The organism is Actinoplanes sp. NPDC023801 (assembly GCF_040639655.1).
GTDB lineage: Bacteria > Actinomycetota > Actinomycetes > Mycobacteriales > Micromonosporaceae > Actinoplanes.
On record NZ_JBFAAI010000035.1, the window covers coordinates 32,806 to 57,688 of the forward strand.

The following is a 24,883-nucleotide window of genomic DNA, read 5'->3' on the forward strand; positions in this document are numbered from 1 at the left end:
GGGTGATCTGTCCAAGAGGGCGAACAACGAAACACGACGAAGGAGTCCGTCATGGAAGCTCGCCTCGACCTGTTCGGCAACCCGATCGCCACCAAGATCCTGAAGCACTTCACCGCGGCCGGGAAGGCGGTGCGTGACGCCGGCCTGCCCGAGTCGACACGGGAGCTGGTGCTGCTGCGGGCGAGCCAGATCAACGGCTGCGGATTCTGCGTCGACATGCACACGAAGGACGCCGCCCACGCCGGTGAGACGGCGCAGCGCCTGCATCTGGTGGCGGCGTGGCGGGAGGCGACGGTGTTCACCGACGCGGAGCGGGCCGCGCTGGAACTCGCCGAGCAGGGCACCCGGATCGCGGACGCGGCGGGCGGGGTGCCCGACGATGTGTGGGCGAACGCGGCGAAGCACTTCGACGAGAATCAGCTGGTCGCTCTGGTGGCGACGATCGCGACCATCAACGCGTTCAACCGGATCAACGTGATGGCGCAGCAGCCGGCCGGCTGGTACCAGCCGGGTCAGTTCGCGTGACCCCGACCGACGAGACGACGGCGGCGGCCGGTTACCGGCCGCTGCTGTTCTCCATCGCCTACGGCATGACGGGCTCGGTCGGCGACGCCGAGGACATCGTGCAGGACGCCATGCTCGGCCTGGTCAAGGCACGCCGGTCGGGTACCGCCGTGTCGAATGTGAAGGCGTACCTGACCACGGCGGTGACCCGGCTCGGCATCAATCACCTGGGATCGGCCCGGGTGCGCCGGGAGACGTACGTCGGTGCCTGGCTCCCCGAGCCGGTGGTGGTGCCGGCCGGTGCACCGGGCCCGGCCGAACACGCCGAACTGGCCGATTCGCTGTCGATGGCTTTCCTGGTGATGCTGGAGGCGCTGTCACCGGTCGAGCGGGCCGTGTTCATGCTGCGTGAGGTGTTCGGCTACGGCTATCCGGAGATCGCCGGGCTGGTCGGCCGGTCGGAGGCCAACTGCCGGCAGATCTTCGCCCGTTCCCGGCAGCGTGTCCGTACAAGCCCGGCCGGGACCGGCGCCCGGACGCGCCGGGCCGAGGCCGCCGCACTCGCCGACCGGTTCTTCACGGCCGCGGCCGGCGGCGACATCGACGTGCTGCTGGAGCTGCTGGCGCCCGACGTGGTGCTGATCGGCGACGGTGGCGGCAAGGCACAGGCGCTCGCGACCCCACCGGCGGGCCGGCTGGCGGTGGCCCGGCTGTTCGCCGGTCTCTTCCGCCGCTTCCGGCGTATCGGCGTCACGATGCGCCCGGCCTGGGTGAATGGTCAGCCGGGTGCGGTCTTCCGGGACCCCGGCGACCGGGTGGTGGCGGTGATGTCGCTGGATCTCGCCGACGGCATGGTGCAGGTGGCGCGGTCGGTGGTCAACCCCGACAAACTCGGCCACCTCGGTCCGGTCTCTGATCTCGGGCTCCGCAGACAACCCGACCATGCGGTACGGACGGAACAGCCCTCGACCGCAACCGGTGCCGTCCCGTCCGGTCCACGCGACGTGGCTGCCGCACCGGGCCACCACGCGAGCGCCGGGGCGGATGCGATGGCTGAGGACCGGAACACCTAGGTGCGCCCGGCGTCGATCAGTTCGCTGAGGCGCCGGGCGAGCCGGTCGTGAAGGTCCCCGCGCCGGTCCCGGACCAGTTCGCCGAGCCGGTCGATCTCGGCGAGGGCTGCAGCCCGCAAATCGTCGAGCGCGCTCACGGCCTCGGCGTGCCGGTGCCGGGCGTCGCTGTCGATGGTGGCGGCCCGCAGCTCCGCCTCACTGGTCACCTGTGCGGCCTTGTCGCGGGCGGCCGCCAGCAGATTCGCGGCCTCCTCCTCGGCGGTGCGCAGGTAGTCGTCGGCGGTCCGCCGGGCCACCGCGAGCACCCCTTCCCCGCTGTCGGAGGAACGCCGGCCATCGCCGGCGGGCGCCCGCCGGGCGTCGCGGGCCCGTTCGAGTTCGGCCGCCGCCGCACGGGCCTGCTCCTCGGCCCGCGCCTGCTCGGCGCGGAGCCGTTCCAGGTCCGCCGCGGCGGCGGCGAGTTCGTGTTCCGGTGTGGCGGCGGACTGCCGGAGCCGCTCGCGCAGCGCCCGGTTCTGTCCGTTCAGCCTGGTCAGCTCGCGTCCGGCCCGTTCGAGGAAGGCATCGACCTCCTCCTGGTCGTAGCCGCGGACGCCCTGCGGCGGTGTGCGGAACTCGATGCTCTTGATGTCCGCCGGGGTGAGGGGCATATGTCTTTCCGTTTCGTTCGAACCGGGGCCACGTGGGGAGCGGACCCGCCGGACAGCCGGGGCGCACCGCGCGGACGGGTCCGCATCGGCACGAACCCGCCGGTGGTCGTGGGACGAGCCGGGCCCTCGTCGTGGCGGCCCGGCGGATCAGTTCGGCGCCACCGCACGGAACGCGGTCGCCTGGGCCGGCGTTGCCTGCAGGAGCCGCACCGCATCGCCGGAGCGGGCCAGGTGGTGGTCCGGATAGTTCACCGACCGCAGCGCGAACCCGGCGCCACCGACCGGTACCGGGCAGAACGTGGCGTCGTGCAGATACAGGGCACCGGTCTCGGCTCGCTCCAGCAGCAGCACGAAATTGCGGTGCCGCAGGTAGAAGCCGGGATGGCTCACCGACTCGAACGAGACGCACGAGGCTACGGCCAGTCCCCGCCGGACCGTGAAGCGGGCGTCCGTCCCACCGGCCGCGCTGACGTCCTCGACGCGGGCCACGAAGTCGCGGTTGCGGATCCGCTGCCCGGGCCGGTCGACCGGCCCGATACCAACGGTCCGTCCGGGGGTGAACGCCGGGTCGAACGGCGGGGACGACGACGCGGCCCGGCTCGGCGCGGCGGCGGCCGTGCCGGCCTGCCCGACGCGATCGCCACGGACCTTGCGCACGCCCGAGGTCGCCACGGCGGGGCCGCTCGGTGACTCCGGGAGCACGGACACCGGCGGCGACGCCGGACCCAGTGCCTGCCCGGGCGGGACGGGCCGGAACTGCGGCGCCGGTAGCGGCGACCCGGGGTCGAGCATGGTGACCGCCACGATGCCGTAGCAGAGCACCGCGAAGGCGGTCGCCGCGACGAGCGCCAGCAGCGGGCTGCGGGGTACGCCGGCCCCGGACCCGCCCGGTGCGGGGGCCACCGGCGGTGCACCGGGGAGGCGGCGCGGCCTCCCCGGGGTGGAGGAGTGGGTGTGCTCCGTCGCGCCGTGCGCGTACGGCGGGATCCATACACCGACGCGCTGCGTCTCGGAGTTGTCGGCCTCCGTCATCGGATCTGCGGCTCCTGGTCGGGGGCTGGGGAGTTAGCGGGGAGGGGTGGTGACAACGTTGTCACGGGAGTGAACTCGAGCACTCGCGGACTTGTCAACCGAATGTTTCTAGAAGGTTTATTGCCTGACCAAAAGCCCACGGAAACCGCGGCACAACAGCGTCGAATCGCCCGATTCACCAGGGCTGACAATGGCTGACATCGTTGTCCGGGTCATGCGTGCTGTCTAAGCTGTGACCGCGAACGAGAGGAGCGGCGTGCCCACCGAACGGACATCCGGAAGCCGTGGACGCGGCCGCCCCACGATGAACGACGTCGCCCGCGTGGCCCGCGTCAGTCTCAAGACGGTGTCCCGGGTCGTCAACGGTGAGGAGAACGTCTCCCCGGTGCTCGTCGCCCAGGTGCAGAGCGCGATCAAGCTGCTGAACTACAGCCCCGACATCGGCGCGAGCACGCTGCGGCGCAGCGACCGCCGTACCGAGATGATCGCCCTGCTCCTCACCGACGTCGGCAATCCCTTCTCGGCCGCACTGCACCGGACCGTGGAGAACGAGGCACGGACCCGCGGCGTGCACGTGATCACCGGCAGCCTCGACGAATGCTCGGCACGCGAACGCGAGCTGGCCCGCAGCATCACCATGCGCCGCGCCGACGGCCTGATCATGGTGCCGGTCAGCCCGGATCAGAGCTACCTGGCGACCGAGTTGCGCGTCGACACCCCGGTCGTGTTCGTGGACCGGCCGGGCGTCGGATTCCCCGGCGACGCCGTTCTCGCCACCAACGTCATCGGGGCCACCGAAGCCACCCGCCATCTGATCGAACACGGACACCGCCGCATCGCCTGCCTCAGTGACGACGCCCGGATCCCCACGGCCCGGCTGCGCCGCGACGGCTACCTGGCCGGGCTGCGTGCCGCCGGTATCGCACCCGACGACCGGCTGATCGTCGCCGACCTGCACAGCGAGACCCTGGTGGAGAGCTGCGTGACAGGGCTGTTCCACCGCCCGGACCCGCCGACCGCCCTGTTCACCGCCCAGAACCTGGTCACCGTCGGAGCGGTGCGCGCCCTGCGCCGGCTCGGGCTGCACCGCACCGTGGCCCTGGTCGGCTTCGACGACTTCCCGCTGGCCGACCTGCTTGAACCGGCCGTCACCGTGGTGGCCCAGGACCCGGTCATGATGGGCCGCACCGCCGCACAGGCGCTGTTCCACCGGATCGACGGCGACACCGCCCCACCGGCCGAGCACTGGATCCCGACCACCCTGATCCGCCGTGGCTCCGGAGAGCTGCGCCCCCACACCGCCGGCCACACCGCGGATCGCTGACCACACCCGGACACCCTGCGCCCGCGCCGTGGTCATCGACATCCGCATCGCCAGGAAGCCGGCTCGGAGGAGGGCGGCCGCTGGTACTCCCCGTTCACGATCAACGTGGAGCGGCTCAAGCCGGCCACGCCGCCGGACGCCCGCACGCCGTGGCTGAGACACCGAACACCGGCGTGATCACCCGCCTCAGGTACGGCCGGCGGGCGGACCGGCAGCGGGCGGACCGGCAGCGGGCGGACCGGCAGCGGGCGGACCGGCGGCGGGCACGGTGGGAGGTTGCGGGGCGGCGCGACCGGTAGCCGCCGCGGCGGCGAGCAGGCCCACGGCGAGCGCGGTCAGTACCCGTACCCCCGTGGTGTGGGGAAGGAAGGCGGCCGGGAGGAACGGGACCACCGCGAGCCCGGGCAGGGCCGCCGCGACCGCGACGGACCAGAACCGGACCGGCTGCCGGGCGATCCGCGGCGGCGGGCCGTGCCAGCGGTGCACCAGGCGCCGCCGTCCGATCACCGCGGCCAGTGCCGTCATGGCGACCAGGCCCACCAGGTGCGCCGGGTACTCGATCGCCGGAAACCAGGCTTCCAGCCCGTCGAGCAGCAGGTGGCTGGCCGCACCGATGACCGCGGACGTGACCGTGATCCACCACGCGTGCCCCGATTCACGCAGCGCCCCGTAGTCGCCCAACGCGAACGGCCCTCCGGCCGGCAGGTGCGCGGCAACGGCGGGAGCTGCCCGGCGCACCAGGAAGCAGCCGAGCAGCGTGACCGGCAGGCAGAAAATGATCAGACCGTGCAGCTGGTGCGAGAGCGGCCAGACCGGCAGGCCGCTGCCGTCGACGAGGTACGCGATGTCCGGCGACGCGGCTCCCAGAACCAGCGCGACGCCGTCGAACCAGCGTGGCCGCCACAGTTTGAGCGGCAGGATCCCGGCGGGGTGAGTCGGAAAGGTACTCGGCACCGCCCGCACGGTAGCCGGGCACCGCCAGTCGAGCGGCCGCCGGGTGCCGATGAACTCGCCTCGGTGGAAAGGCTCCACCAGCACGGATATGGTGCTGATCATGAAATTGCGTGAGGAAGAGGTCCGGGCGGGCACGATCCGGACGATCGTGCTGAGGCCGGCCGATGACCGTGAGTGCCCAGGGCTGCTGCTCTACACGGACATCTTTCAGCTGACCGAGTCGACGCTGCGGACGGCCCGGCGGCTGGCGGCTGACGGTTTCGTGGTGGTCGTGCCGGAGATCTATCCGCACGGGCCGCTGGCCGGGGTGGCGCTGGAGTTCGACGACGAGGGGAAGCAGCGGGGGCTGGCGGGTGCGGCCGCCACCACGACGGCCTCGTTCGACGCGGACCGCGCGACGGTGCTGAACTATCTGTTTTCCCGGCCGGACGTCACGGACGTATTCGTGACCGGATTCTGCATCGGCGGGCATCTGGCGTTCCGGGCGGCGTTCGATCCACGGGTGACGGCGACGGCCTGCTTCTACCCGACCGGCCTGCACAACGGGGCGCTGGGCGCCGACGCGGACGCCGGCTCCCTGGACCGGGCAGCCGAGATCCAGGGCCGGCTGCTGATCGTTTTCGGTAGCCAAGACCCGCACGTCCCGGCCGACGCCCGGCTCGGCATCCTGCGCCGGCTGTACGCGGCCGGGCTGACCGACCTCGAGTTGCACGTCTACACCGGCGGCGAGCACGCGTTCATGCGTGATGTGGGCCCGCGGCACGACCCGGCGCTGACCGATCGGGCGCTGCTCGAGGCGGTCGCCTTCTTCCGCGAAACCTGACCCGGCGTCACCCGTCCCCGCTGCCGCGGCGGATCCACGTCCGCCTCCCGCACCGTGCCGCCGGCCAGCCGGTCCGCGGCGACCACCGAGGCGGCGGCCACCGCGTGCCGGACCGGTGACACCGGTGCGGGCGCCGGAGTATGCGGTCCGGGCCGGACCTCCGGGTCAGACCGACGCGGAGATGCAGAACGGGTGACCGGCCGGGTCGAGCAGGACCCGCCAGCGATCAGGCTGCGGCTGGTGTTCCGCCTTGGTGGCGCCGATGGCGAGGATCGCCGCCTCACCGGCGTCCAGGTCGTCGACGCCCAGCTCCACGTGCGCCTGCTTGGGCACGTCGGCGCCGGGCCAGGTCGGTGGCACGTACTTCTCCACCTTCACGAAACCGAGGCCGTTGCCGGGCCCGCCCAGGTAGACGAACTCGTCGCTGGTGTAGCTGACCTCCATCCCGAGCAACCGGGTGTAGAAGTCCGCAAGCGCGACCGGGTCGTCACAGTCGAGAGAGAAACCGACATAACGGGCGAGTGCCATGGTGGTGCTCCTTAACGTCGTCGTCGCCCCTGACCCTGCCAGCCATGACTGACATCCTGTGGCAGTCTTTGGCGAATGCGTGCCAGCCGTCTTCTGTCCGTGGTCCTCCTGCTGCAGGACCGCGGGCGGCTCACCGCCCAGCAGATAGCCACCGAACTGGAAGTGTCGGTACGGACCGTCTACCGCGACATCGAGGCACTCGGCGCGGCCGGTGTCCCCGTCTACGCCGACCTCGGCCCCCAGGGCGGATACCAGCTGGTCGACGGCTACCGGACTCGGCTGACCGGGCTCACCCCACAGGAAGCCGGCACCATCTTCCTCGCCGGAATCCCGGACGCGGCCGCCGAACTCGGCCTCGGCGCCGTGCTCACCACCGCAGAACTCAAACTGCGGGCCGCACTCCCCGCCCGCCTGGCCCGGCACGCCGACGAGATCCGCGACCGATTCCACCTCGACGCGGCCGGCTGGTTCCGAGAGACCGAGACCCACCCGCACCTCGCCGCACTGGCGGCGGCGGTATGGAACCGGCGGCGGGCCCGGATGCGCTACCTGCGGTGGCGGCAACCGCGTGAGGTAGAACGCGAGATCGAACCGCTCGGAATCGTCCTCAAGGCCGGCGTCTGGTACTTCCTGGCACGCGTCAGCGAGGAGATCCGCACCTATCGGGTCGCGACCATCCTCGACATCACCGTGCTCGACGAGACGTTCGAACGGCCGGAAGGCTTCGACCTCGCCGCCGCCTGGAACCAATGGGCCGCCGACTTCGAACGCCGGCTGCACCGCGACGAGGCCACCGTCCGGCTCTCCCCCGCCGGCCTCGACCGGATCCCGTACCTGATGACCCGCGCCATGGCCCGCAACGTCCGCGACGCCGTCGGCGAACCCGGCCCGGACGGCTGGACCACCGTCACCCTCCCCACCGAATCGGTCCGGCACGCCCACGCCGAATTCCTGCGGCTCGGCGCCGACGTCGAGGTCCTCGGCCCGCCCGAGCTGCGCGAGATGATGCGCACCAGCGTCCAGGAAATGGCAAACCTCTATTCCTGATCGGTACGCCGCCGCACCGCCCACGACCCTCAGGGACGGCTGATCGCCGTCGCCGCTCAGGCGACGAAGAGCGCCGGGCCCGGCTCCACGAGCCGGTGGTCGTCGAAGTCGAAGACGACCTCGTCGACCACCGCCACCACCACGCCGGGAACCAGAGCCACCCGGCGGGCGAGCAGCACCTTCGTCGACCAGCGGTCGACCTGACCCGCCAGGGTGACGACACCACGGTCGACCGCGATCCGGACAGCCGGGGAGTTCTCGGCGATCACGACCTCGTGGACGGCAGCCCGCACGTCGGCGTGGACCGCGTCGTCGGAGCGCAAATGCTCCTTGAGAAGATCACTACGGGTCACGATGCCGGCCAACCGGCCGAGCGTGTCCACGATCGGCAACTGCTTGACCCCGGACTCGTCCAGCAGACGCGCCGCGGTCCGCACGGCGGCCATGGGTGTCAGGGTGATCGCCGGCGACGTCATCAGCTCCCCGGCAGTACGTGCGGCGGCCTTGTGTTGCTGTCCGCGGCGCCGCCGCTCGAACCAGCGGGGCTCGCCCTCACCGGCGAACTCGACTTTACGGAGCAGGTCGGACTCGGACACCACCCCGATGACCCGGCGATCGTCGTCGATGACGGGTACGGCGTTGATGCGCCGGCCGATGAGCAGGTCGACCACGTCCCGGTAGGGAGTGTCCGGCCCGACGCAGACAACGTCCGGGGTCATGACGTCGTTCACATGCCAAGTCTTCATCGCTCTTACCTCCGCTCTCTACGCTAGGCGGGGGCCGGTCCCGGCCGTCAGAGCCGAACTACCCGGGCCGGCGGGGCCTTCGCAACGATCGGCTGCCGGACGTCGCGGCGCGCCGTTGACGGGGCCCGTAGCCGACCCGCAGCACCATCTGCGCCGGCCGGCGGGCGAGACGCTCGCGGATCTCCGGTGCCTCGGCTCACGTGGCCGGGACGAAGGACATGCTCATCACGGCTCCCTCCGGACACCGGCCGCCGGTGCGGTGACCAGGATCGGTCACCGCACCGGCGAAGTGGTCAGGACAGGGAGCAGCTGATCGGCGCGGGCGTGGCAGCCGCGCCGTTGCCGACGAACCCGAACGTGGTCGAGCCACCGGCCGCGAGCGCCCCGTTGTGGGCGGCGTTGCGGACCGTCACCGCGGGGGTGCCGACCACGCCGTTCCAGAGGGAGCCGATGGTGGTACCGGCCGGGTAGGTCCAGTTCACCGTCCACGCATTGCCGGCGGCGGTGCCGGTGTTGCGTACCGTCACCTCGCCCTGGAACCCACCGGACCACGACGTCAGGGTCTTGTAGGTGGCGGTGCAACCCTGATCACCGTTGCCGCCGCCGGCACTGGTGGTGACGCTGCGGCCCGCCGACGCTGCGGAGACGTTCCCGGCGGCGTCACGGGCACGGACACTGAACGTGTACGCCATGGACGCCGCCAGCCCGGTGGCCGTGTAGGACGCCGACGAGACGGTGGCGATCACGGTCCCGTTGCGCAGCACCTCGTACGCCGTCACGCCGACGTTGTCGGTGGCGGCGGCCCAGGTCAGCGCCACACTGTTGGCGGTGATCGTTCCGGCGGCGGGCTGACCGGGCGCGCTCGGCGCGGTGCTGTCGCCCTCCGAACCGCCGTCGCCGTACCGCTGGCCCAGGCTGATCCCGGTCGTGCTGCCGTCGCCGCCCAGCGGAACCTGGTGGTCGAGGCCGACGAACTTGCCGGCATGCTGCCACAGCGCCGGCTTGAGCAGCGCGTACTTCTGCTCGTCCCAGGTCTTCCAGTCGTCCAGCAGCAGGCCACCGGTGTCGCCGGAGTTCGGGTTCAGCACCCAGAACGTCTGGTGCAGCCGGTGCTCGACGATCAGGTCACGCAGCGCCGTCATCCAGCGGTCCTGGCGTTCGTCCTGACCGAGCCGCCCGCCCCACTCGCCGATCAGCAGCGGCGCGGTGCCGTTCTCGTGCAGGTAGAACCAGTTCGGCCGCCACACGTCATCGGTCAGGCTGGCCTTGTCGAACGGCTTGTCGAACCACGGCTGGTTGAACACCAGCGGCCCGTAGTCGTGCGGGGAGTAGACAAGCTGGTCCTGATGGGCACCCAGGTTGATCGGGTGGTCCTTGGCGCCGCGCAGGTTGCCGCCCCACCAGTTGTAGTAGTAGTTCGGCGACCGGTCCGGGTCGGTGTTCGGCGAGTTCCAGGTCTCGCCCTCCCGCGGGTAGATCTCGTTGCCCTCGACCAGGATCAGCACCTCCGGGTTGATCGCCAGGATGCGCTTGGCGGCCGTCTCAGCGGTGTGCTTCCAGTTGTCGATGTCCGTGGAGTTGTCCCACTTGGCCCGGGCGGTGTCGTTGGGCGTACCGTGCGGCTCGTTCTTCAGGTCGAAGGCGACGACCGTGTCGTTGGTCTTCCACCGGGTCGCCGCCCATTCCCAGGCCTGGTAGTAGAGCTCCGGCGTGACCGTTCCCTTGTACCAGACAGGGTGGATGTGCCCGGAGTTGTCAGCCTCCGCCGAGTGCACGTCGAGCAGCACCTTGACGCCGTAACGCTCGCACAGCTGCAGCCAGTACTCGAAGATCTGCAGGCTGTTCATCCCGGTCAGTTCCGGGTTGGCGTAGGTGTTCACGCTCGGCACCGTGGCCTGGCCGGCCTTCCATTCCAGCAGCAGCTGGGTGGAGATCGGCACCCGCACGATGTTGATGCCGCGCTGTGCCATCGCGGCGGTGACCTGGGTGATGTTGGCCGACCACAACCCGTGGAACACCCGTTCCGTGGCGTTGAAGCCGAACCAGTTGGCGCCGGTCAGCCACACCGGATTGCCGGCGGCATCGACGATCTGGTTGCCGGACACGTGCAGCCAGTCGGTGGCCGGCGCGGCGGCGGCGGCGGATACGCCGGGCGCCACGGTGACGGCCGCTGCGGCGCCACCGGTGACCGCCAGGGCAGCGCCGAGGACGGCGGCGACAACCCTGCGTTTGGGTTTGGCAAACACTCGAACTCCCCACGAGGACACGGGCATGATCAAAATCTGGGAGCGCTCCCATCGACAGTATTTAATCTCGTCGAAACAGGAAGCAAGACTTTTCGAACGCGAGTTCTTCCAGCTTCTGCCGAGTTCGCATTCGCCTTGATCGGCGGCGCTCGCCACGGCGCCACCCGCCGGCATGCCCGTGCGGCGATTTGACCGCCGGCGATGGCATACGTCCAGGCGTGGCAGCCCGGCGACCACACATCCCGTTAAGCATCCTAGGAGGCTGGCTTGCTGCTTCTCAGTGGCCGCTGGGCGGTCGCCGGCTAGGTCAGCCGCCGTCCGCCGGCAGGAACATGACGCTCTCCACGTCGACCGCCACACCGAACTCGGCGGCTGCCGCCGACTCCAGGGCTGCCTCCGCCTCGACCGGCACCTCTTCCGGCTCCCGCACCAGAGTCCCGGTGACCACCACGCCGTCGAAACGGGCGCTCACCGGCGCGACCTCGAAGATGCTGAACCCGGCGAACACCCCGTTCCCGGCGCTGCCGAGAATCGCCCGCCCGGCACGCTCCAACTGCGGACGCCCGTAACGACGCTGCTCCACCCGCATCACCATCCCGGCCGCACGTGCCCGGTCCAGGATCCGACGCTGCACCTCGTCCGCCGGCCCGTGCCACAGCAACGTCACCGAACCGTCCTCCGGCACACCGGCATGCCCGACATATCCACGGCTGCCCGGGCCGGCCGTCTCACCTATCCAGGGATGCAGGTCGTTCATCACCAGCTCCACCGGCTCCTGCGCCACCGCGACCGCGGAGACCTGCCGGCCGGCATCCAGGGGGTCCGACTCCAGCACGACGGCAACCCCTGCGAGCAGCACCCCTGAAACCAGATACAACCATCGATCCCACCGGCCGCGCCCGCCCGGCACCACTCCCCCGCCATCCATGCCGACCCCCTCTCAACAGGGAGAACGTGCATGATCCACACCTGGTTCAAATCTTCCTTCGGTACGGGCCACCCGGCACCGCCGAATCGGGACAGTTCCGGACCACAACGCGACGCGGGCGCCACTCCGGCCCACCAGCGCGCCGCACGGGCTGAATCCCCGGTCACCGCCGACCCGCCGGCCGTACCGAGAGCAGTCGTCGCGGGCTGGACAACCGCCGTCAGGTACCGCCGGCAGGCCCACGACGCACTCCGGCCGACGGGCGGCCGGTGAGACGAACGCATCCGGGCCAGCGAACGCCCGGCGGAACGAACGCACCGGGGTCGGCGGCTGGCCGGACCCACCCGGGCCGCCGGCTGGTCGGACGCATTCGGGTCGGCGGGTGGTCGGCGGGACGGACGCATTCGGCCCGGCGGGCGGTCGGCGGCCGGGACGGATCGCCTGCGTTCGAGCGATGGCACGTAACGCGCTGATGCGGTCGGGCCGGTGGTGGCCCGTACCGAAGGAAGTGGATTATCTGTCGCGGAACTACCGCGGCTACGCTGGGATCATGACCGCGATGGCGCCCACCCGGACCGAGACGGACCTGTCGTTCCTGCTTGATCACACCAGCCACGTGCTTCGTTCGCGGATGACGGCGGCGCTGGCCGTGGTGGGCCTGACGGCGCGGATGCACTGCGTTCTGGTGCATGCGCTGGAGGAGGAGCGGACGCAGATCCAGCTGGCCGAGCTCGGCGACATGGACAAGACGACCATGGTGGTGACGGTCGACGCGCTGGAGAAGGCGGGCTATGCCGAGCGGCGGCCGTCGGCGACGGACCGGCGGGCGCGGATCATCGCGGTGACCGAGGCGGGTGCGGCAATCGCGCGGCGCAGTCAGGAGATCGTCGACGGTGTGCACCGTGATGCGCTGCGGTCGGTTCCGCAGGAGGAGCGCGACATTCTGGTCCGGGCGCTGAACAGGCTGGCCACCGGTCATCTGGCCGCACCCGTGGAGAACGCGCAGCCGGCGCGGCGGGCCCGGGAGCGCGCCAGGTAGGTCCGTCGAGGATCGTCTACAACAAAACTATCTGCTAGGGTCCTTCCCATGAACTCATGGGGAGGCTCCATGCGACGCTGGACCGCACTCGGCGTACTGTCCGCCGCCGGGCTGATGACCGTTCTCGACGGCAGCATCGTCACCGTGGCGATGCCCGCCATCCAGCAGGACGTGGGCTTCTCCCCCGCCGGGCTGAGCTGGATGGTGAACGCGTACCTCATCCCGTTCGGCGGACTGCTGCTGCTCGCCGGACGGCTGGGTGACCTGGTCGGCCGCCGCGCGATGTTTCTGGCCGGGATCGTGGTCTTCACCGCCGCCTCGCTGCTCGCCGGGCTGGCCACCGGTCCGGGCATGCTGATCGCCGCCCGGTTCCTGCAGGGGGTCGGCAGCGCCATGGCGTCCGCCGTGGTCCTCGGCATCCTGGTCACGCTCTTCACCGAACCGGGCGAGCGGGGCAAGGCAATCGCGATCTTCAGCTTCACCGGCGCCGCCGGGGCGTCGATCGGGCAGGTCCTCGGCGGCGTGCTCACCGATCTGCTCAGCTGGCCGTGGATCTTCTTCATCAACGTGCCGATCGGGGTCGCCACCATCGCCCTGGCGCTGCGCGCCCTGCCTCGCGACCGCGGAGCCGGGCTGTCCGGAGGCGCCGATGTGATCGGCGCGGCACTGGTCACGTCCGGGTTGATGCTCGGGATCTACACGATCGTCAAGGTCGAGCAGTACGGCTGGACGGCGGCGCACACCCTCGGCCTCGGCGCGGTGTCGCTGGCCCTGCTCGCCGGATTCGTGGCCCGTCAGGCGACCGCCGCGCAGCCGCTGATGCCGCTGCGCATCCTGCGCTCCCGTAACGTGGCCGGCGCCAACATCGCCCAGATGCTGTCGCTGTCGGCCATGTTCGCGTTCCAGGTTCTGGTGGCCCTGCACATGCAGAAGGTGCTCGGCTACGGCGCCCTCGAGACCGGCCTCGCGATGCTCCCGGCCGCGGTCGGCATCGGCACGGTCTCGCTGTTCGTGTCGGCCCGGCTGAGTGCCCGGTTCGGCGCCCGGACCGTTCTGCTCACCGGCCTGACGCTGCTCATCGCCGCGATGGTGCTGCTCAGCCGCATCCCGGTGCGGGCCGGGTACGTCACCGACCTGCTCCCGGTGATGCTGCTGATCTCCGGCGGCGGCCTGGTGCTGCCGGCGCTCGCGACGCTCGGCATGTCCGGCGCCCGGGAGAGCGACGCCGGCCTCGCTTCCGGGCTGTTCAGCACCACACAGCAGGTCGGCATGGCGATCGGCGTCGCGGTGCTGTCCACACTGGCCGCCTCCCGCACCGAGAACCTGCTGGCAGCGGGCCACTCCTCGGCCGCGGCCCTGACCGGGGGCTACCGGCTCGCCTTCACCACGTCGGCGGGTCTGCTGGCCGCCGCCCTGCTGGTCAGCGTCCTCGTCCTGCGGCGGGGGCCTGGCGCCGCGGTACCCGCATCCGCCGGCGCTCCCTCCACAGCGGCCTGAGACGGCGCCCGCCCACCGTCCGGCCAGAACTCAGCGCCGTCTTCCCGTCCGGGATACCGCGCTGGGGTCTGGCCGGATCGGTCGGCGAGCATACCGATCACCCGGCGATCAGGACCGGAGTCAGAGGCGGATGCGCTGGCCCGCGAAGATCAGGCCGGGGCTCTTGAGACGGTCGGAGTTCAGCGCGTAGAGCGTACGCCAGCCGCCCTTGACCTTGTACTTCCTGGCGATGCCGGCGAGGGTGTCCCCGGAGCGGATCACGTAGGTCCGGCCACTGGCCTTGGACGGGGTGGCCTTCTTCTTGGCCGCGGTGCTCGTCCTCTTGTAGACCCCGGCCTTCTTCCCGCAGGTCGGCCACGGCTTCAGGCCACGCTTGGCGTAGAGCTTGTTCGCGATGGCGATCTGCTCGGCCTTGGTGGCCTTGTCGGCGGTGGGCGCGTATCTGCCGCCGCCGTTGGACTTCCACGTGCTGCGGCTGAACTGCAGGCCGCCGTAGTACCCGTTGCCGGTGTTGATGTGCCAGCGGCCGCCCGACTCGCACTTGGCGACGACGTCCCAGTTGACCTGGCGGGCCGCCTGGGCGGGGCTTGCGGGGGCGAGCAGGATGCCTGCTCCGGTTACCGAGGCCGTGGCCAGAACCAGGGCGAGGCGCACTCGTCCACTACCGATCCGAGACATGGATTTCCTCCACGCCTGCGAGGTGAGCTGTCGGGTTCGGGCTGGAAATGGCCCGGCCGTTCACACGGCTTGACCCCGAGGCGCGTCACACTCGCGCCGTGGAGATTGGGTCCCCCGCTCCTGCCGTCCGATTGCGTCTGTGGGCGGCGGCAGGATTCGGCGGTCCGTCCACAGTGCCCGCGTCGCGGGACGGCCCGACGGTAACCACGTCGATGGGCGGGTAACCAAGCGAAGGACCCCGGATAGTGACGTTCTTCTCAGTATTTGCCCGCTTTGATCTTGTTAGCGCCCTGAAATGCCGGAAACGGGGGTTATTCCGTTCTGATCTGAATAATGGGTATTCAGCGGGGCAATGATCGGGGTGGCGGTGAGCAGATCGCGGCGGCGGGCCAGCCAGAGGATCACGGCGGCGAAGCCGATCAGGACCGGTGCGTCCACGACGACCGCCTGCCACGGCATGTCGGCCGCCGTCTCGTCCAGAGAGAGGTCACCGAAAGCGGCCGACAGCACGCTGCCGATCAGGTTGTTCATCACATGCAGCGCGATCGCCGCCTCCAGGCCGCCGGTACGGACGGTCAGCCAGCCGGTCACCACGCCGAAGACGACCAGGTCGGCGAAGCCCCACGGAGTGCCCCACCCGTGCAGGGCCGCGAACACCGTCGCCTGCACCACGATCGGGAGCCACGGGCTGCGCAACCACGCGCCGATCCCCTGCAGCAGCCAGCCGCGGCACACGTACTCCTCGGCCGCCGCCTGGAAGGGAACGACCACGAGCAGGACGGCCATCGAGATCAGGAACGGGCCCCAGCCGGCGAGCGGATCGTCCAGTCCGGCATCCTCACCACCGGTGATCACCGACAACGCGGTGCCGCCCGCGATGAAGACCACGATGGCGACCGCGGCGACCGGCAGGCAGATCATCAGCCAGCGCCAGCGGATCCGGCCCGCCACCGACGACAGGGTCCCGGCCGGCCGCTCCTGGATCCAGCGGGCCGCGAGGAGCGCGAACGGCAGGAACACGGCGATCAACAGGAATCCGAGGGTCAGGTCGGGCAGCGGGCCGAAACCGGGCATGCCGTCCGGCCCGTCGGGGCGCCCGGCGATCTCCGCCGCGACGGTGTAGACCCCGTAGCCGACCACCATCACCAGGAATCCGCCGAGGACGATGAACAGGGTGCCCAGCACGGTGCGCCACCAGCGGTGCCCGGCGGTGCGGGCCAGCCGGTGGTAAGGGGTGCCCGGCGGTGGAGGAATCATCATGAGGAGAATTTTCGTGTCCGGCAGCCGTGCGCGGATCTGGCCGCAGCCGGATACGCATCCCTAACCTCGGATATAGACGTGCCCGCCACCTGACCCGCGGGCAGAATGCCGATCATGGAACCACCCGAGATGATCAATGCCGGTGAGCTCGTCCTCAAGCGCTGGGAACCGGAGTGGTCCGGCGAACTCGCCGCGGCTGTCCAGGAGTCGGCACCCGAACTGCGGCCGTTCCTGCCGTTCGCGGCCGGCGACTACGGACTTGCCGAGGCGCGGTCCTACACCGAGCGTTCGGTGACGAGCTGGGCGGAGGGCACCGAGTTCAACTACGCGATCTTCACCTCGGTCGGTGACCTGATCGGCTCGATCGGCCTGATGACCCGTCCCGGCCCGGGCGCGCTGGAGATCGGCTACTGGCTGCGCACCCCGTGGACCGGCCGCGGCCTTACGACCGCCGCCGTGCGGGTGCTGACCCGCGTCGCGCTGACCCTGCCCGGCATCGAGCGCGTCGTCATCCGGCACCATCCGGCCAACGCCGCCTCGGCCGCGGTCGCCACGAAGGCCGGTTTCGCCGAGGTCGCGCGGGACGGCGACGACGTCGTCCGGGAATTCCGGCCGTAGGGTCCGTCCGTATGGAGACCACCGACGACGGGCGCTACGTGGTGATCAACGGGCGTCGGTGGCGCGCCACCGACCCGGAGATACCCGACGAACCGGCCGCCCGCCTGCGCAAGGCGCTGATGGCGGCCCGCCGCGACGTCGGTGCGGCACTGCGCGCCGGGCGGGACCCGGCGCCCGCCCGGGCCCGGGTGCAGGCCGCCAAAGTGGCACTCGGGGAACGCGGCACGCCGTGGTGGGAGCAGTCCGCCGACGAGCGGCGCGAACGATGGGAACAGGGACTGCGCGATCTCGGCGCCTGACCGGCTCGACGGTGCAGGAGCGGGAATCCGGCGGCGACGTCAGGGAGCGGGCACGACCACGACACCGCGGCCCGGCAGCGCGGGCGGGGCACCGGGCAGCTCGGAGAGGCCGACCGGCTCGTCGGTGCGGTTGATCAGGAAGCGGACCGGGCCGCGGATCGCGAGCTCCACCCTTCCGCGCAGGCCGGCCGGCAGTTCGCTGACGACACCGGCCGGCGTGAGCAGGTCCTCCAGGATCAACCCCAGGCCTTGCGGCCCCAACCGGGTCGAGACGTACGCCGCGGAGCCGTCACCCACCGAGCGGCGGGTGACGGCAGCGCCGCCGTCGGCGTAGGCGGCCAGCACCTTCACGGCCGGATCGGTGACCTCGACCCGCTCCGACCACAACGTGCCGGACGCGCCGTTGGTCAGGGGCACCGCCGTGCCGTCCGGCAGCGGTGCGAACTCCTCCACCCGGATGCCGAGCAGATCCCGCAGAGCCCCCGGATAGCCGCCGAGCCACACGTGGTCGTTCTCGTCGGCGATTCCGGAGAAGTAGGTCGTCACGAGGTGGCCGCCGCGTTCGGCGTACGCCTCGAGGCGCTGCCGCAGCGAAGCCGGCACCAGGTGCAGGATCGGGGCCACCACCAGCCGGTATCCGGTCAGGTCGGCGCTGACCGGCACCACGTCGGCGCGGATGCCGCGATCGAGCAGGGCCGTGTACCAGTCGAGCGCCTCCCGGCGGTACCGCAGCCGGTCGGTCGGGTGCGAGTCCAGCTCGGCGGCCCACCAGGACTCGTAGTCGACGACCACGGCGACCGGCGCCGGCGTACGACCGATGCCCGCCACCCCGGACAGGGACCGTAACCGCGCCCCGAGTTCGGTGACCGCCCGGAAGATCGCGGTTTGTTCTCCGGCGTGCGGCAGCATCGCCGAGTGGTACTTCTCGGCACCCGCGCGGGACTGCCGCCATTGGAAGAAGCAGACGCCGTCGGCACCGTGCGCGACATGCGTGAGCGAGTCGCGGGCCAGTTCGCCGGGAAGTTTCGGCGGGTTGACCGGCCGCCAGTTGACCGCGCTGGTGGAGTGTTCCATCAGGAACCAGGGCCGCCCGGCGATCAGGTTGCCGCACAGATTGGCCGAGAAGGAGAGCTCGTCGCGGGCCTGCGCGCCGAACCCGATGTAGTGGTCGTTGGCGACGAAGTCGACCTCGGCCGCCCAGTCCGGGTAGTTCATGCCGTTGATGTCTCCGGCGACCATGAAGTTCGTGGTGACCGGAACGTCCGGGGTGAGCTCGCGCAGGATCCGCCGCTCGGCGAGGTAGTGGTCCTTGAGTGCGTCGGACGAGAACCGTTTGAAGTCGAGCTGCTGGGTCGGGTTGACCGGCCCGCCGGCGTGCCGCGGTGGCAGGATCTGGTCCCACTCGCCGTAACGCTGCGACCAGAAGTCGGTGCCCCAGGCCGCGTTCAGCGCGTCCAGGGTGACGTAGCGGGCACGCAGCCAGACCCGGAAGGCACGGGCCGCGTCGTCGGAGTAGTCGTCGACGTTGTGGCAGCCCAGCTCGTTGCTGACGTGCCAGGCGGCGAGGGCGGGATGCCGTGCGTACCGGCCGGCGATCGCCCGGACCATGCGCAGCGCGTGCTCGCGGAAGACCGGCGAGGTGGGCCGCCAGTGCTGGCGGGCACCGGGCCAGACGGTTCGTCCCTCCCGGTCGACCGGCAGGATCTCCGGATGCTTCGTGGTGAGCCACGGCGGCGGGGAGGCGGTCGGCGTGGCCAGGTCGACCAGGATCCCGTTGGCGTGCAGCAGGTCGACGACCTCGTCGAGCCAGCCGAAGTCGTAGCGTCCCTCGGCGGGTTCGAGCCGCGCCCAGGAGAAGATGCCGAGCGAGACGATGGTGACCCCGGCCTCGCGCATCGCCCGCACGTCCTCGGCCCACACCTCGCGCGGCCATTGCTCGGGGTTGTAGTCGGCACCGAACTCGATGCGGGGCTCGCCGTCGCGCCGCAACCATCGAGGAGCCTCCCGCGGTACGCGCAACGCGCCCGCGAAGAACCCGAGCGAGGCGTCGTCCGCGGCCGGGGCGTCGTGCGGCCGGTTGAGGTGACCGTGCGTGGTACCCCGGGCCAGGAACGTGCCGGCCGGCACCCCCGCCTCGCGCAACTGCCGTTCCAGCAGCTCCCCCGAGGGCCGCAGGTCGTCGTCCTCGGAGAGCAGGATGTGCACCGGGGGCAGGCCGCGGAGGTCGGCCGAGCCGGGCAGCGCGTCGGCGGGGATGTCGCTGATCCGGCCCACGTAGTTGCGGACCATGTCCTCGATGTTCTCGAGGCTCCGGCCGTGACCGAGCGTGGGCGTCGGGAAGTGCAGGAACGGGTACGCCAGCAGGATCAGATCAGGGCCGTGGCCGCGGCACCGCAGTGCCGTGGCCAGAGCGAGAGCCGCTCCGGCGCTGGCGCCGCCGATGGCCTTGCGGGCCGGCAGGTCGTCACGCCCGGTGACCCAGGTCCACACGGCGTGCACGTCGTCGACCGGTACCGGATACCGCACGCCGCCGACCGCGAGCCGGTAGCCCACCGACACGACGACGGCGTCGGCGCGGCGGGCCAGTTCGGCGGCCACGTGGTCGGCCTCCGGCATGTCCAGGTCACCGTGGCGGAACCCGCCCCCGTGCGCCCAGACCAGCACCGCCCCGGCGGGTCCCTCAGGTTCGTGGATCCGCACCGGAACGGGCCCGTGCGGTCCCGCGATCTCCCGATCAGTGACCATCCGTACCCCCTTCGATGAAACGATTTGACCACGAGGGACGGCGTACGGCAGGACGCCGCGGGCGGTGCCGGCATCGGAGAGGGCGGCTCACACGCGGGCGGCCAGCCAGCCGGCCATGGCACGGACCCCGTGGCCGATCGCGCGCTCGTCCGGCTTGAAGGTGCCGAAGTGCGGATAGCTCGTCTCGATGCGCTGGCCGGGCGACCGGATGCCGAGCAGGGTGTAGGTGCCCGGGACCTCGTTGAGGAACAACGAGTAGTCCTCGCCGCTGAACGGGACCGCGGCGTGCAGCGCCGAGACCCGGTCGCGGCCGATCGTGCGACGCAGGTGCCGTTCGAGAGCACGGCCCTCCCGTACCGGACTGAGCATCGCGGGGAACGGCTCGGGCGGGAAGTCGACGGACTCCGCTCCGGCGGCGAGCGCGCGGCGGCGGACCTCGGCGCGGATCTCGGTGTACCGCGGCTCCGGCCAGCAACGGTAGACCACCTGGACCTGGGCGCCGGACGGGCGTGCCTGGAAGAACACGAACCGGGACAGCGGGGTGCGCGGCGTCTGCAGGTCGGTGACGAGTTGCTCCAGCGCGGCGGGGGTGGCCGGGCGGGTGACCGTGCCGAGGCCGGCCAGATCGGCGGCGAGCCGCTCGGCCCGGGCCGGGGCGTCCGGGCCGGTCAGCGTGATCGTGCCGCGGTCCTGGCCGGGCATGCCGAAACCGGAGGTGACCCGGAACTCGCCGACCGGGAACGGGAAGCAGTGCAGGGCGTGGATCTCGGCGGGACGCGCGATGTCGAACACCCCGTCGGCAAGCATCGCGCGGGCCCCGGTCAGCGACTCCTCGGCCGGCTGGAACACGAACATGACGCGGCCGGCGAGACGCTCGCGCAGCCGGGCGAGAACCAGGGCGACGCCGACACCGACGGTGGTGTGGATGTCGTGCCCGCACACGTGGGTCGGCGTCGTGGCGCCGCCGACCTGGTCGCCGGGCGGGACGGCGTCCATGTCGGCGCGGTAGGCGACGGTCCGGCCGGGGCGTACCCCGTTCAGAACCGCGACGACGCCGTGACCGCCGACCCCGGTGGTGACGTCGAGGCCTGCCGCGCGCAGCGACCGCGCCACCACGTCGGCGGTGCGCCGCTCCTGGCCGGGACCCTCCGGATGGCTGTGGAGGTCCCGGCGCAGAGCGACGAGCCGATCGTCGAGCCGGGCCGCGATCCGATCGATCGGCGACGACAACGAGGCCGAGGCCGCGGCCGCGGCGGGTCCGGCGGATGCCAGCCACGCACCGGCGACACCGGCCGCGGCGCCGCCGAGCACGGCGCGACGACTGAGAGCACGTTCCTGTGAATGCGACACGATTCTCCCCGTTCTTCACCATCAAGCTGTCTGGTCCCAGCCTGCCGGGAACCCGTGCGCACCACAGTGGAGCAGGGCCGTGGCCGATGGTGGTGCCAGCACCACCATCGGCGCTCTCACGGGTGCAGCAGCAACTTGCCGCGGGTGTGGCCGGCCTCGCTCCGATCGTGGGCCTTCGCCGCCTCGGCCAGCGGGAACGTGTCCGCCACCTCGATGTGCAGCCGGCCGGCGACGGCCAGCGCGGCCAGTTCCGCAAGCGCCTCGGCGGTGCGTTCACCATTGGCGGAGAACGGGACGCCCGCCTCCTGCGCGGCGGCCGCGTCGGCGATCGTGACGATCCGGTCCGCGGTGCCACGCAGTTCGACGGAGGCGTGCACCGCGCCGTGACCGGCCGCGTCGAGAACGGCGTCGACACCCTGCGGCGCCACCGCGCGGACCCGGCTGACCAGGCCGTCGCCGTACGCCACCGGAATGGCACCGAGCGAACGAAGATAGTCGTGGTTCCCCGCCGACGCGGTACCGATGACGGTCGCCCCGCGAGCGACGGCGAGCTGCACCGCCACCCCGCCCACACCGCCCGCCGCGCCGTGCACCAGCACGGTCTCCCCGCCGGTGACCCCGAGCAGCCCGAGCACCCGCTGCGCGGTCTCCCCGGCGACCGGCAGGGCCGCTGCCTCGTCCCAGCCGAGCCCGGCCGGCTTGCGGGCCACGACGGTCGCCAGAGCGAACGCGGCGTACGCCCCGGTGTCGGTGAACCCGAACACCTCGTCGCCCGGCGCCAGGCCGGTGACCCCCGCGCCCACCTCGTCGACCACGCCGGCCGCCTCCCAGCCGGGAACCGCCGGGAACACGGTCGGGAAGAATGCGTCCAGCCAGCCGTTACGGATCTTGTAGTCGACCGGGTTGACGGCCGCGGACACCACCCGCAGCCGAACCTGGCCGGGGCCGGGACGCGGCACGTCGGCCTCTGCCACGCGCAGTACCTCGGATCCGCCGAACCGGTCGAAGACGATCGCCTCCATCGTTGCCACCTCTCCTGGATCGTTGCGTGCATCGCTGTGGGACCCACGCTGCAGTCCGGGAAGCCGGTTGTGGAGCGGACCCGTCTGCCTAGGATCAGCGGTCCTTGGCTGGTCCCGCGGATCTGCGGGAGCATGGCGACCATGGATCGACGAGAGCTGGCCGACTTCATCCGGCGGTGCCGCGAGCGACTGCGGCCGGGCGAGGTGGGGCTCTCGGCGGGGCCGCGACGGCGTACCCCCGGTCTGCGCCGGGAAGAGGTGGCACTGCTCGCCGGCATGTCGGCGGACTATCTGATGCGGCTGGAGCAGGCGCGCAGCCCGCAGCCGTCACCGCAGGTGCTGCGCTCGCTCGGGCAGGCGCTCCGGCTCAGCGACGACGAACGCGACCACCTCTACCTGCTGGCCGGGCACCGTCCGCCGGCGGGGCCACTCGCCGGCGCCCACGTACGGCCGGGTCTGCTCTATCTGCTCGATCAGCTGACCGGTGTGCCGGCGCAGGTGCTCAGTGACCTCGGCGACGTGCTCGCGCAGAACCCGCTGGCCGAGACGCTGTTCGGCGACATCTGCCCGCCGGTGCTCCACGATCACGGGACGGACCACAACGTCGTCTGGCGGTGGTTCAACGATCCCCGGATCCGGGCGGCGCACCCGGCGGAGGACCACGACTACTGGAGCCGGTTGCAGGTCGCCGACCTGCGGGCGGCGGTCGCCCGGCGCGGCGCGGACCCGGTGGCGGCGACGCTGGTCCGGCGCTTGCGGGCCGGAAGTACGGAGTTCGCCGAGCTGTGGGACCGGCACGAGGTGGCGGTACGGCGAACCAGCCGGATGCGGGTCCAGCACCCGACCGTCGGCATGCTCGAACTGGATCTCGAGACGTTGCTGACACCGGCCGAGGACCAGCGGCTGGTGATGCTGACCGCACCGGCGGGCAGCCCGACGGCCGGCTATCTGGACCTGCTTCGTGTCGTCGGCCGGGAGTCGTTCGCCGGATGACCGGGGCCGGCGTTCACCGGCCGGCCGATCAGGCCGCGGCGGCCCGGGTGATGTGGCCGAGCGGGTCGGACAGCAGGGCGGCGAAGCCTTTCTCGGCGGCGCCGATCAGGGTGGCGTCGTCGCCGAGCCCGGACGGCAGCAGCCGCGCGCGTTCCCGCGACACCGGCATGCTGTGCCGGGCGATCCGGGCACCGATCTGTGGCGCGGCGACGGCGTAGAGCTCGCGGAGGGTGCCCCCGAACACGACGACACCCGGATTGAACAGGTTGATCAGGCTGGCGACGCCGATGCCCAGCCAGTCACCGGTCCCGGCCACCGCGGAGGCGGCGGCCGGATCACCGGCGGCCGCGGCACGCACCACCGACCGGACCGCCGCACGGCCGGACTCACCGCCGCGCCCGGCGGCTTCGAGCAACGCGTACTCCCCCGCCTCCGCCTCCAGGCAGCCAAGCGAGCCGCACAGGCACTCCCGGCCGCCGTGCGGGTTGACCAGCATGTGCCCGACCTCGCAGCCGTAGCCGCTCTCCCCGCCGAGCAGTGCGCCGCCGACCAGGATGCCGCCGCCCACCCCGACGTCGCCGTGCAGGTAGATCAGGTCGGGTGAGCCGATCCCGGCGCCGCGCACGAACTCGGCCTGCGCGCCCAGGTGGGCCTCGTTGCCGACGGCGACCGGCAGGCCGATCCCGAGAGCGGCCTCCAGCTCGGTGCCGAACGCCTGGTCGACCCAGCCCAGCTCCGGACCGTAGCGGACCATGCCGTCGCCCGGCCGGATCATGCCGCAGTAGGACGCACCCACCCCGGCGCAGACGGTGCCTGGCGGCGCCGCGTCGTGGAGGTCCCGGCCGAGCGCAGCCAGGCCGCCGACGACGGTGTCCAGATCCGCGCCGGTACGCGGACGTGTCGTCTCGCGCCGGTCGAGGACCGTCCCGCCGAGCCCGACCCGGGCCGCCACCAGCCGGTCCACGGCCACGTCGAAGGCCAGCACGAACACCCGGTCGGTCGCCGGCCGCACCACCAGCGACGGCCGCCCGGCACCGGCCGGCGTGGCCGGGTTCTCCTCGCCGACCAGGCCGGCGGCGGCGAGTTCGCTGGTCAGAGCAAGAATGGTGCTGCGGTTGACGCCCATCCGCCCGGCGAGCGCGGCCCGCGACAGCGGACCGCTGACGTGGACGTGGCGCAACAGCGTGCCCAGGCTCGCACGATGCTTGCTCACTGCCGGGTCCTTGCGGGGTGTGACGGTCGGGGGTCATCCACTCTCTCACACGCCCGGCGCGGACCACCGTGGTCGCGCATCAGGGCGCCGTCCACGCGGAGGGCTGGACCGGCCCGCCGTTTCGGGTATGGTCCGAGCCACAAGTGAAGACTTCGCCGCGACACCGCCGCGGGAGAGTCCCCGCCCCTGACCGGGCGGGGCGCCGAAGGAGCAACTTCTCCCTCAGAATCTCTCAGGCCCCAGTACCGCGACGGTCAGGCGACTCTGGAAAGTCAGCTGCTCTCGACGAGCAGCTGCGCCCACGGTGCAAGCCG

At 71.6% G+C, this 24,883-nt stretch carries 23 protein-coding genes and 2 riboswitches; of the genes, 10 read left to right on the forward strand and 13 right to left on the reverse strand.

Features of this window, described 5'->3' with window-relative positions:
* The first annotated feature begins 51 nt into the window (after positions 1-51).
* Both AB0G04_RS38425 and sigJ read left to right on the forward strand, forming a co-directional pair.
* Positions 52-525, forward strand: a complete 474-nt coding sequence (locus AB0G04_RS38425; RefSeq protein ID WP_360993684.1) for a carboxymuconolactone decarboxylase family protein — start codon at positions 52-54, stop codon at positions 523-525.
* A complete protein-coding gene (gene sigJ / locus AB0G04_RS38430) occupies positions 522-1,577 on the forward strand; it encodes an RNA polymerase sigma factor SigJ (RefSeq protein WP_360993687.1) in 1,056 nt (351 codons plus the stop codon). The genes AB0G04_RS38425 and sigJ overlap by 4 nt, the downstream gene beginning before the upstream one ends.
* Here the strand turns inward: sigJ and AB0G04_RS38435 are convergent.
* Complete coding sequence (locus AB0G04_RS38435; protein ID WP_360993690.1) at positions 1,574-2,227, reverse strand: DivIVA domain-containing protein; 654 nt, start codon at positions 2,225-2,227, stop codon at positions 1,574-1,576. The two genes, sigJ and AB0G04_RS38435, sit on opposite strands and share 4 nt — an antisense overlap.
* A 147-nt stretch (positions 2,228-2,374) precedes the next feature.
* Positions 2,375-3,259 (reverse strand): AbfB domain-containing protein, encoded by an 885-nt coding sequence (locus tag AB0G04_RS38440; protein ID WP_360993693.1) that lies wholly within the window; start codon positions 3,257-3,259, stop codon positions 2,375-2,377.
* Between the two features lie 256 nt (positions 3,260-3,515).
* Here AB0G04_RS38440 and AB0G04_RS38445 point away from each other — a divergent pair, with 256 nt between their 5' ends.
* The gene (locus AB0G04_RS38445) at positions 3,516-4,583 is read left to right on the forward strand and encodes a LacI family DNA-binding transcriptional regulator (protein ID WP_360993696.1); all 1,068 of its coding nucleotides are present in this window, start codon (positions 3,516-3,518) and stop codon (positions 4,581-4,583) included.
* A 186-nt stretch (positions 4,584-4,769) separates the two neighbouring features.
* Here AB0G04_RS38445 and AB0G04_RS38450 read toward each other — a convergent pair whose 3' ends face one another.
* A complete protein-coding gene (locus AB0G04_RS38450; protein WP_360993699.1) occupies positions 4,770-5,537 on the reverse strand; it encodes a DUF4184 family protein in 768 nt (255 codons plus the stop codon).
* A 100-nt stretch (positions 5,538-5,637) separates the two neighbouring features.
* On the opposite strand from AB0G04_RS38450, the gene AB0G04_RS38455 reads away from it, so the two are divergent.
* The gene (locus AB0G04_RS38455) at positions 5,638-6,360 is read left to right on the forward strand and encodes a dienelactone hydrolase family protein (protein WP_360993702.1); all 723 of its coding nucleotides are present in this window, start codon (positions 5,638-5,640) and stop codon (positions 6,358-6,360) included.
* A 165-nt stretch (positions 6,361-6,525) separates the two neighbouring features.
* Here AB0G04_RS38455 and AB0G04_RS38460 read toward each other — a convergent pair whose 3' ends face one another.
* On the reverse strand, positions 6,526-6,888 hold the full coding sequence (locus AB0G04_RS38460; protein ID WP_360993704.1) for a VOC family protein: 363 nt from the start codon (positions 6,886-6,888) through the stop codon (positions 6,526-6,528).
* A gap of 75 nt (positions 6,889-6,963) precedes the next feature.
* Here AB0G04_RS38460 and AB0G04_RS38465 point away from each other — a divergent pair, with 75 nt between their 5' ends.
* On the forward strand, positions 6,964-7,935 hold the full coding sequence (locus AB0G04_RS38465; protein ID WP_360993706.1) for a WYL domain-containing protein: 972 nt from the start codon (positions 6,964-6,966) through the stop codon (positions 7,933-7,935).
* 56 nt (positions 7,936-7,991) lie between these two features.
* Here AB0G04_RS38465 and AB0G04_RS38470 read toward each other — a convergent pair whose 3' ends face one another.
* The 3 genes from AB0G04_RS38470 to AB0G04_RS38480 form a co-directional block, all read right to left on the reverse strand.
* Positions 7,992-8,681: a CBS domain-containing protein gene (locus tag AB0G04_RS38470; protein ID WP_360993709.1), complete on the reverse strand. Its 690-nt coding sequence runs from the start codon at positions 8,679-8,681 to the stop codon at positions 7,992-7,994.
* A 293-nt stretch (positions 8,682-8,974) separates the two neighbouring features.
* Positions 8,975-10,927 (reverse strand): cellulase family glycosylhydrolase, encoded by a 1,953-nt coding sequence (locus tag AB0G04_RS38475; protein WP_360993711.1) that lies wholly within the window; start codon positions 10,925-10,927, stop codon positions 8,975-8,977.
* A gap of 307 nt (positions 10,928-11,234) precedes the next feature.
* Positions 11,235-11,804, reverse strand: coding sequence for a hypothetical protein (locus tag AB0G04_RS38480; RefSeq protein ID WP_360993714.1), 570 nt, complete (start codon positions 11,802-11,804; stop codon positions 11,235-11,237).
* A gap of 601 nt (positions 11,805-12,405) precedes the next feature.
* On the opposite strand from AB0G04_RS38480, the gene AB0G04_RS38485 reads away from it, so the two are divergent.
* Positions 12,406-12,894, forward strand: a complete 489-nt coding sequence (locus AB0G04_RS38485; RefSeq protein ID WP_360993717.1) for a MarR family transcriptional regulator — start codon at positions 12,406-12,408, stop codon at positions 12,892-12,894.
* A 69-nt stretch (positions 12,895-12,963) separates the two neighbouring features.
* Positions 12,964-14,391: an MFS transporter gene (locus AB0G04_RS38490; protein ID WP_360993719.1), complete on the forward strand. Its 1,428-nt coding sequence runs from the start codon at positions 12,964-12,966 to the stop codon at positions 14,389-14,391.
* Between the two features lie 120 nt (positions 14,392-14,511).
* Here the strand turns inward: AB0G04_RS38490 and AB0G04_RS38495 are convergent, their stop codons facing one another.
* Positions 14,512-15,069 carry a transglycosylase family protein gene (locus AB0G04_RS38495; protein WP_360993721.1) on the reverse strand — a complete coding sequence of 186 codons (558 nt, stop codon included), beginning with the start codon at positions 15,067-15,069 and terminating at the stop codon, positions 14,512-14,514.
* A riboswitch (cyclic di-AMP (ydaO/yuaA leader) is annotated at positions 15,067-15,241 on the reverse strand. (Overlaps the previous gene by 3 nt.)
* Before the next feature lie 110 nt (positions 15,242-15,351).
* A complete protein-coding gene (locus AB0G04_RS38500) occupies positions 15,352-16,329 on the reverse strand; it encodes a CPBP family intramembrane glutamic endopeptidase (RefSeq protein ID WP_360993724.1) in 978 nt (325 codons plus the stop codon).
* Between the two features lie 114 nt (positions 16,330-16,443).
* Between AB0G04_RS38500 and AB0G04_RS38505 the strand changes: the two genes are divergently transcribed.
* Both AB0G04_RS38505 and AB0G04_RS38510 read left to right on the forward strand, forming a co-directional pair.
* Complete coding sequence (locus tag AB0G04_RS38505) at positions 16,444-16,947, forward strand: GNAT family N-acetyltransferase (RefSeq protein WP_360993726.1); 504 nt, start codon at positions 16,444-16,446, stop codon at positions 16,945-16,947.
* A gap of 11 nt (positions 16,948-16,958) precedes the next feature.
* Complete coding sequence (locus tag AB0G04_RS38510) at positions 16,959-17,246, forward strand: hypothetical protein (protein ID WP_360993729.1); 288 nt, start codon at positions 16,959-16,961, stop codon at positions 17,244-17,246.
* A gap of 39 nt (positions 17,247-17,285) precedes the next feature.
* On the opposite strand, the gene AB0G04_RS38515 is transcribed toward AB0G04_RS38510, so the two are convergent.
* From AB0G04_RS38515 to AB0G04_RS38525, 3 genes are all read right to left on the reverse strand, one after another.
* Positions 17,286-19,991 (reverse strand): beta-galactosidase, encoded by a 2,706-nt coding sequence (locus AB0G04_RS38515; protein WP_360993731.1) that lies wholly within the window; start codon positions 19,989-19,991, stop codon positions 17,286-17,288.
* Positions 19,992-20,078: 87 nt separating this feature from the next.
* On the reverse strand, positions 20,079-21,341 hold the full coding sequence (locus tag AB0G04_RS38520) for a M20/M25/M40 family metallo-hydrolase (RefSeq protein WP_360993734.1): 1,263 nt from the start codon (positions 21,339-21,341) through the stop codon (positions 20,079-20,081).
* A gap of 116 nt (positions 21,342-21,457) precedes the next feature.
* Positions 21,458-22,363 carry an NADP-dependent oxidoreductase gene (locus AB0G04_RS38525; RefSeq protein WP_360993737.1) on the reverse strand — a complete coding sequence of 302 codons (906 nt, stop codon included), beginning with the start codon at positions 22,361-22,363 and terminating at the stop codon, positions 21,458-21,460.
* A 141-nt stretch (positions 22,364-22,504) separates the two neighbouring features.
* Here AB0G04_RS38525 and AB0G04_RS38530 point away from each other — a divergent pair, with 141 nt between their 5' ends.
* A complete protein-coding gene (locus tag AB0G04_RS38530) occupies positions 22,505-23,356 on the forward strand; it encodes a helix-turn-helix transcriptional regulator (protein ID WP_360993740.1) in 852 nt (283 codons plus the stop codon).
* A gap of 28 nt (positions 23,357-23,384) precedes the next feature.
* Here AB0G04_RS38530 and AB0G04_RS38535 read toward each other — a convergent pair whose 3' ends face one another.
* The gene (locus AB0G04_RS38535) at positions 23,385-24,569 is read right to left on the reverse strand and encodes an ROK family protein (RefSeq protein ID WP_360993743.1); all 1,185 of its coding nucleotides are present in this window, start codon (positions 24,567-24,569) and stop codon (positions 23,385-23,387) included.
* A 159-nt stretch (positions 24,570-24,728) separates the two neighbouring features.
* Positions 24,729-24,827, forward strand: a riboswitch (glycine riboswitch).
* Positions 24,828-24,883 lie beyond the last annotated feature (56 nt).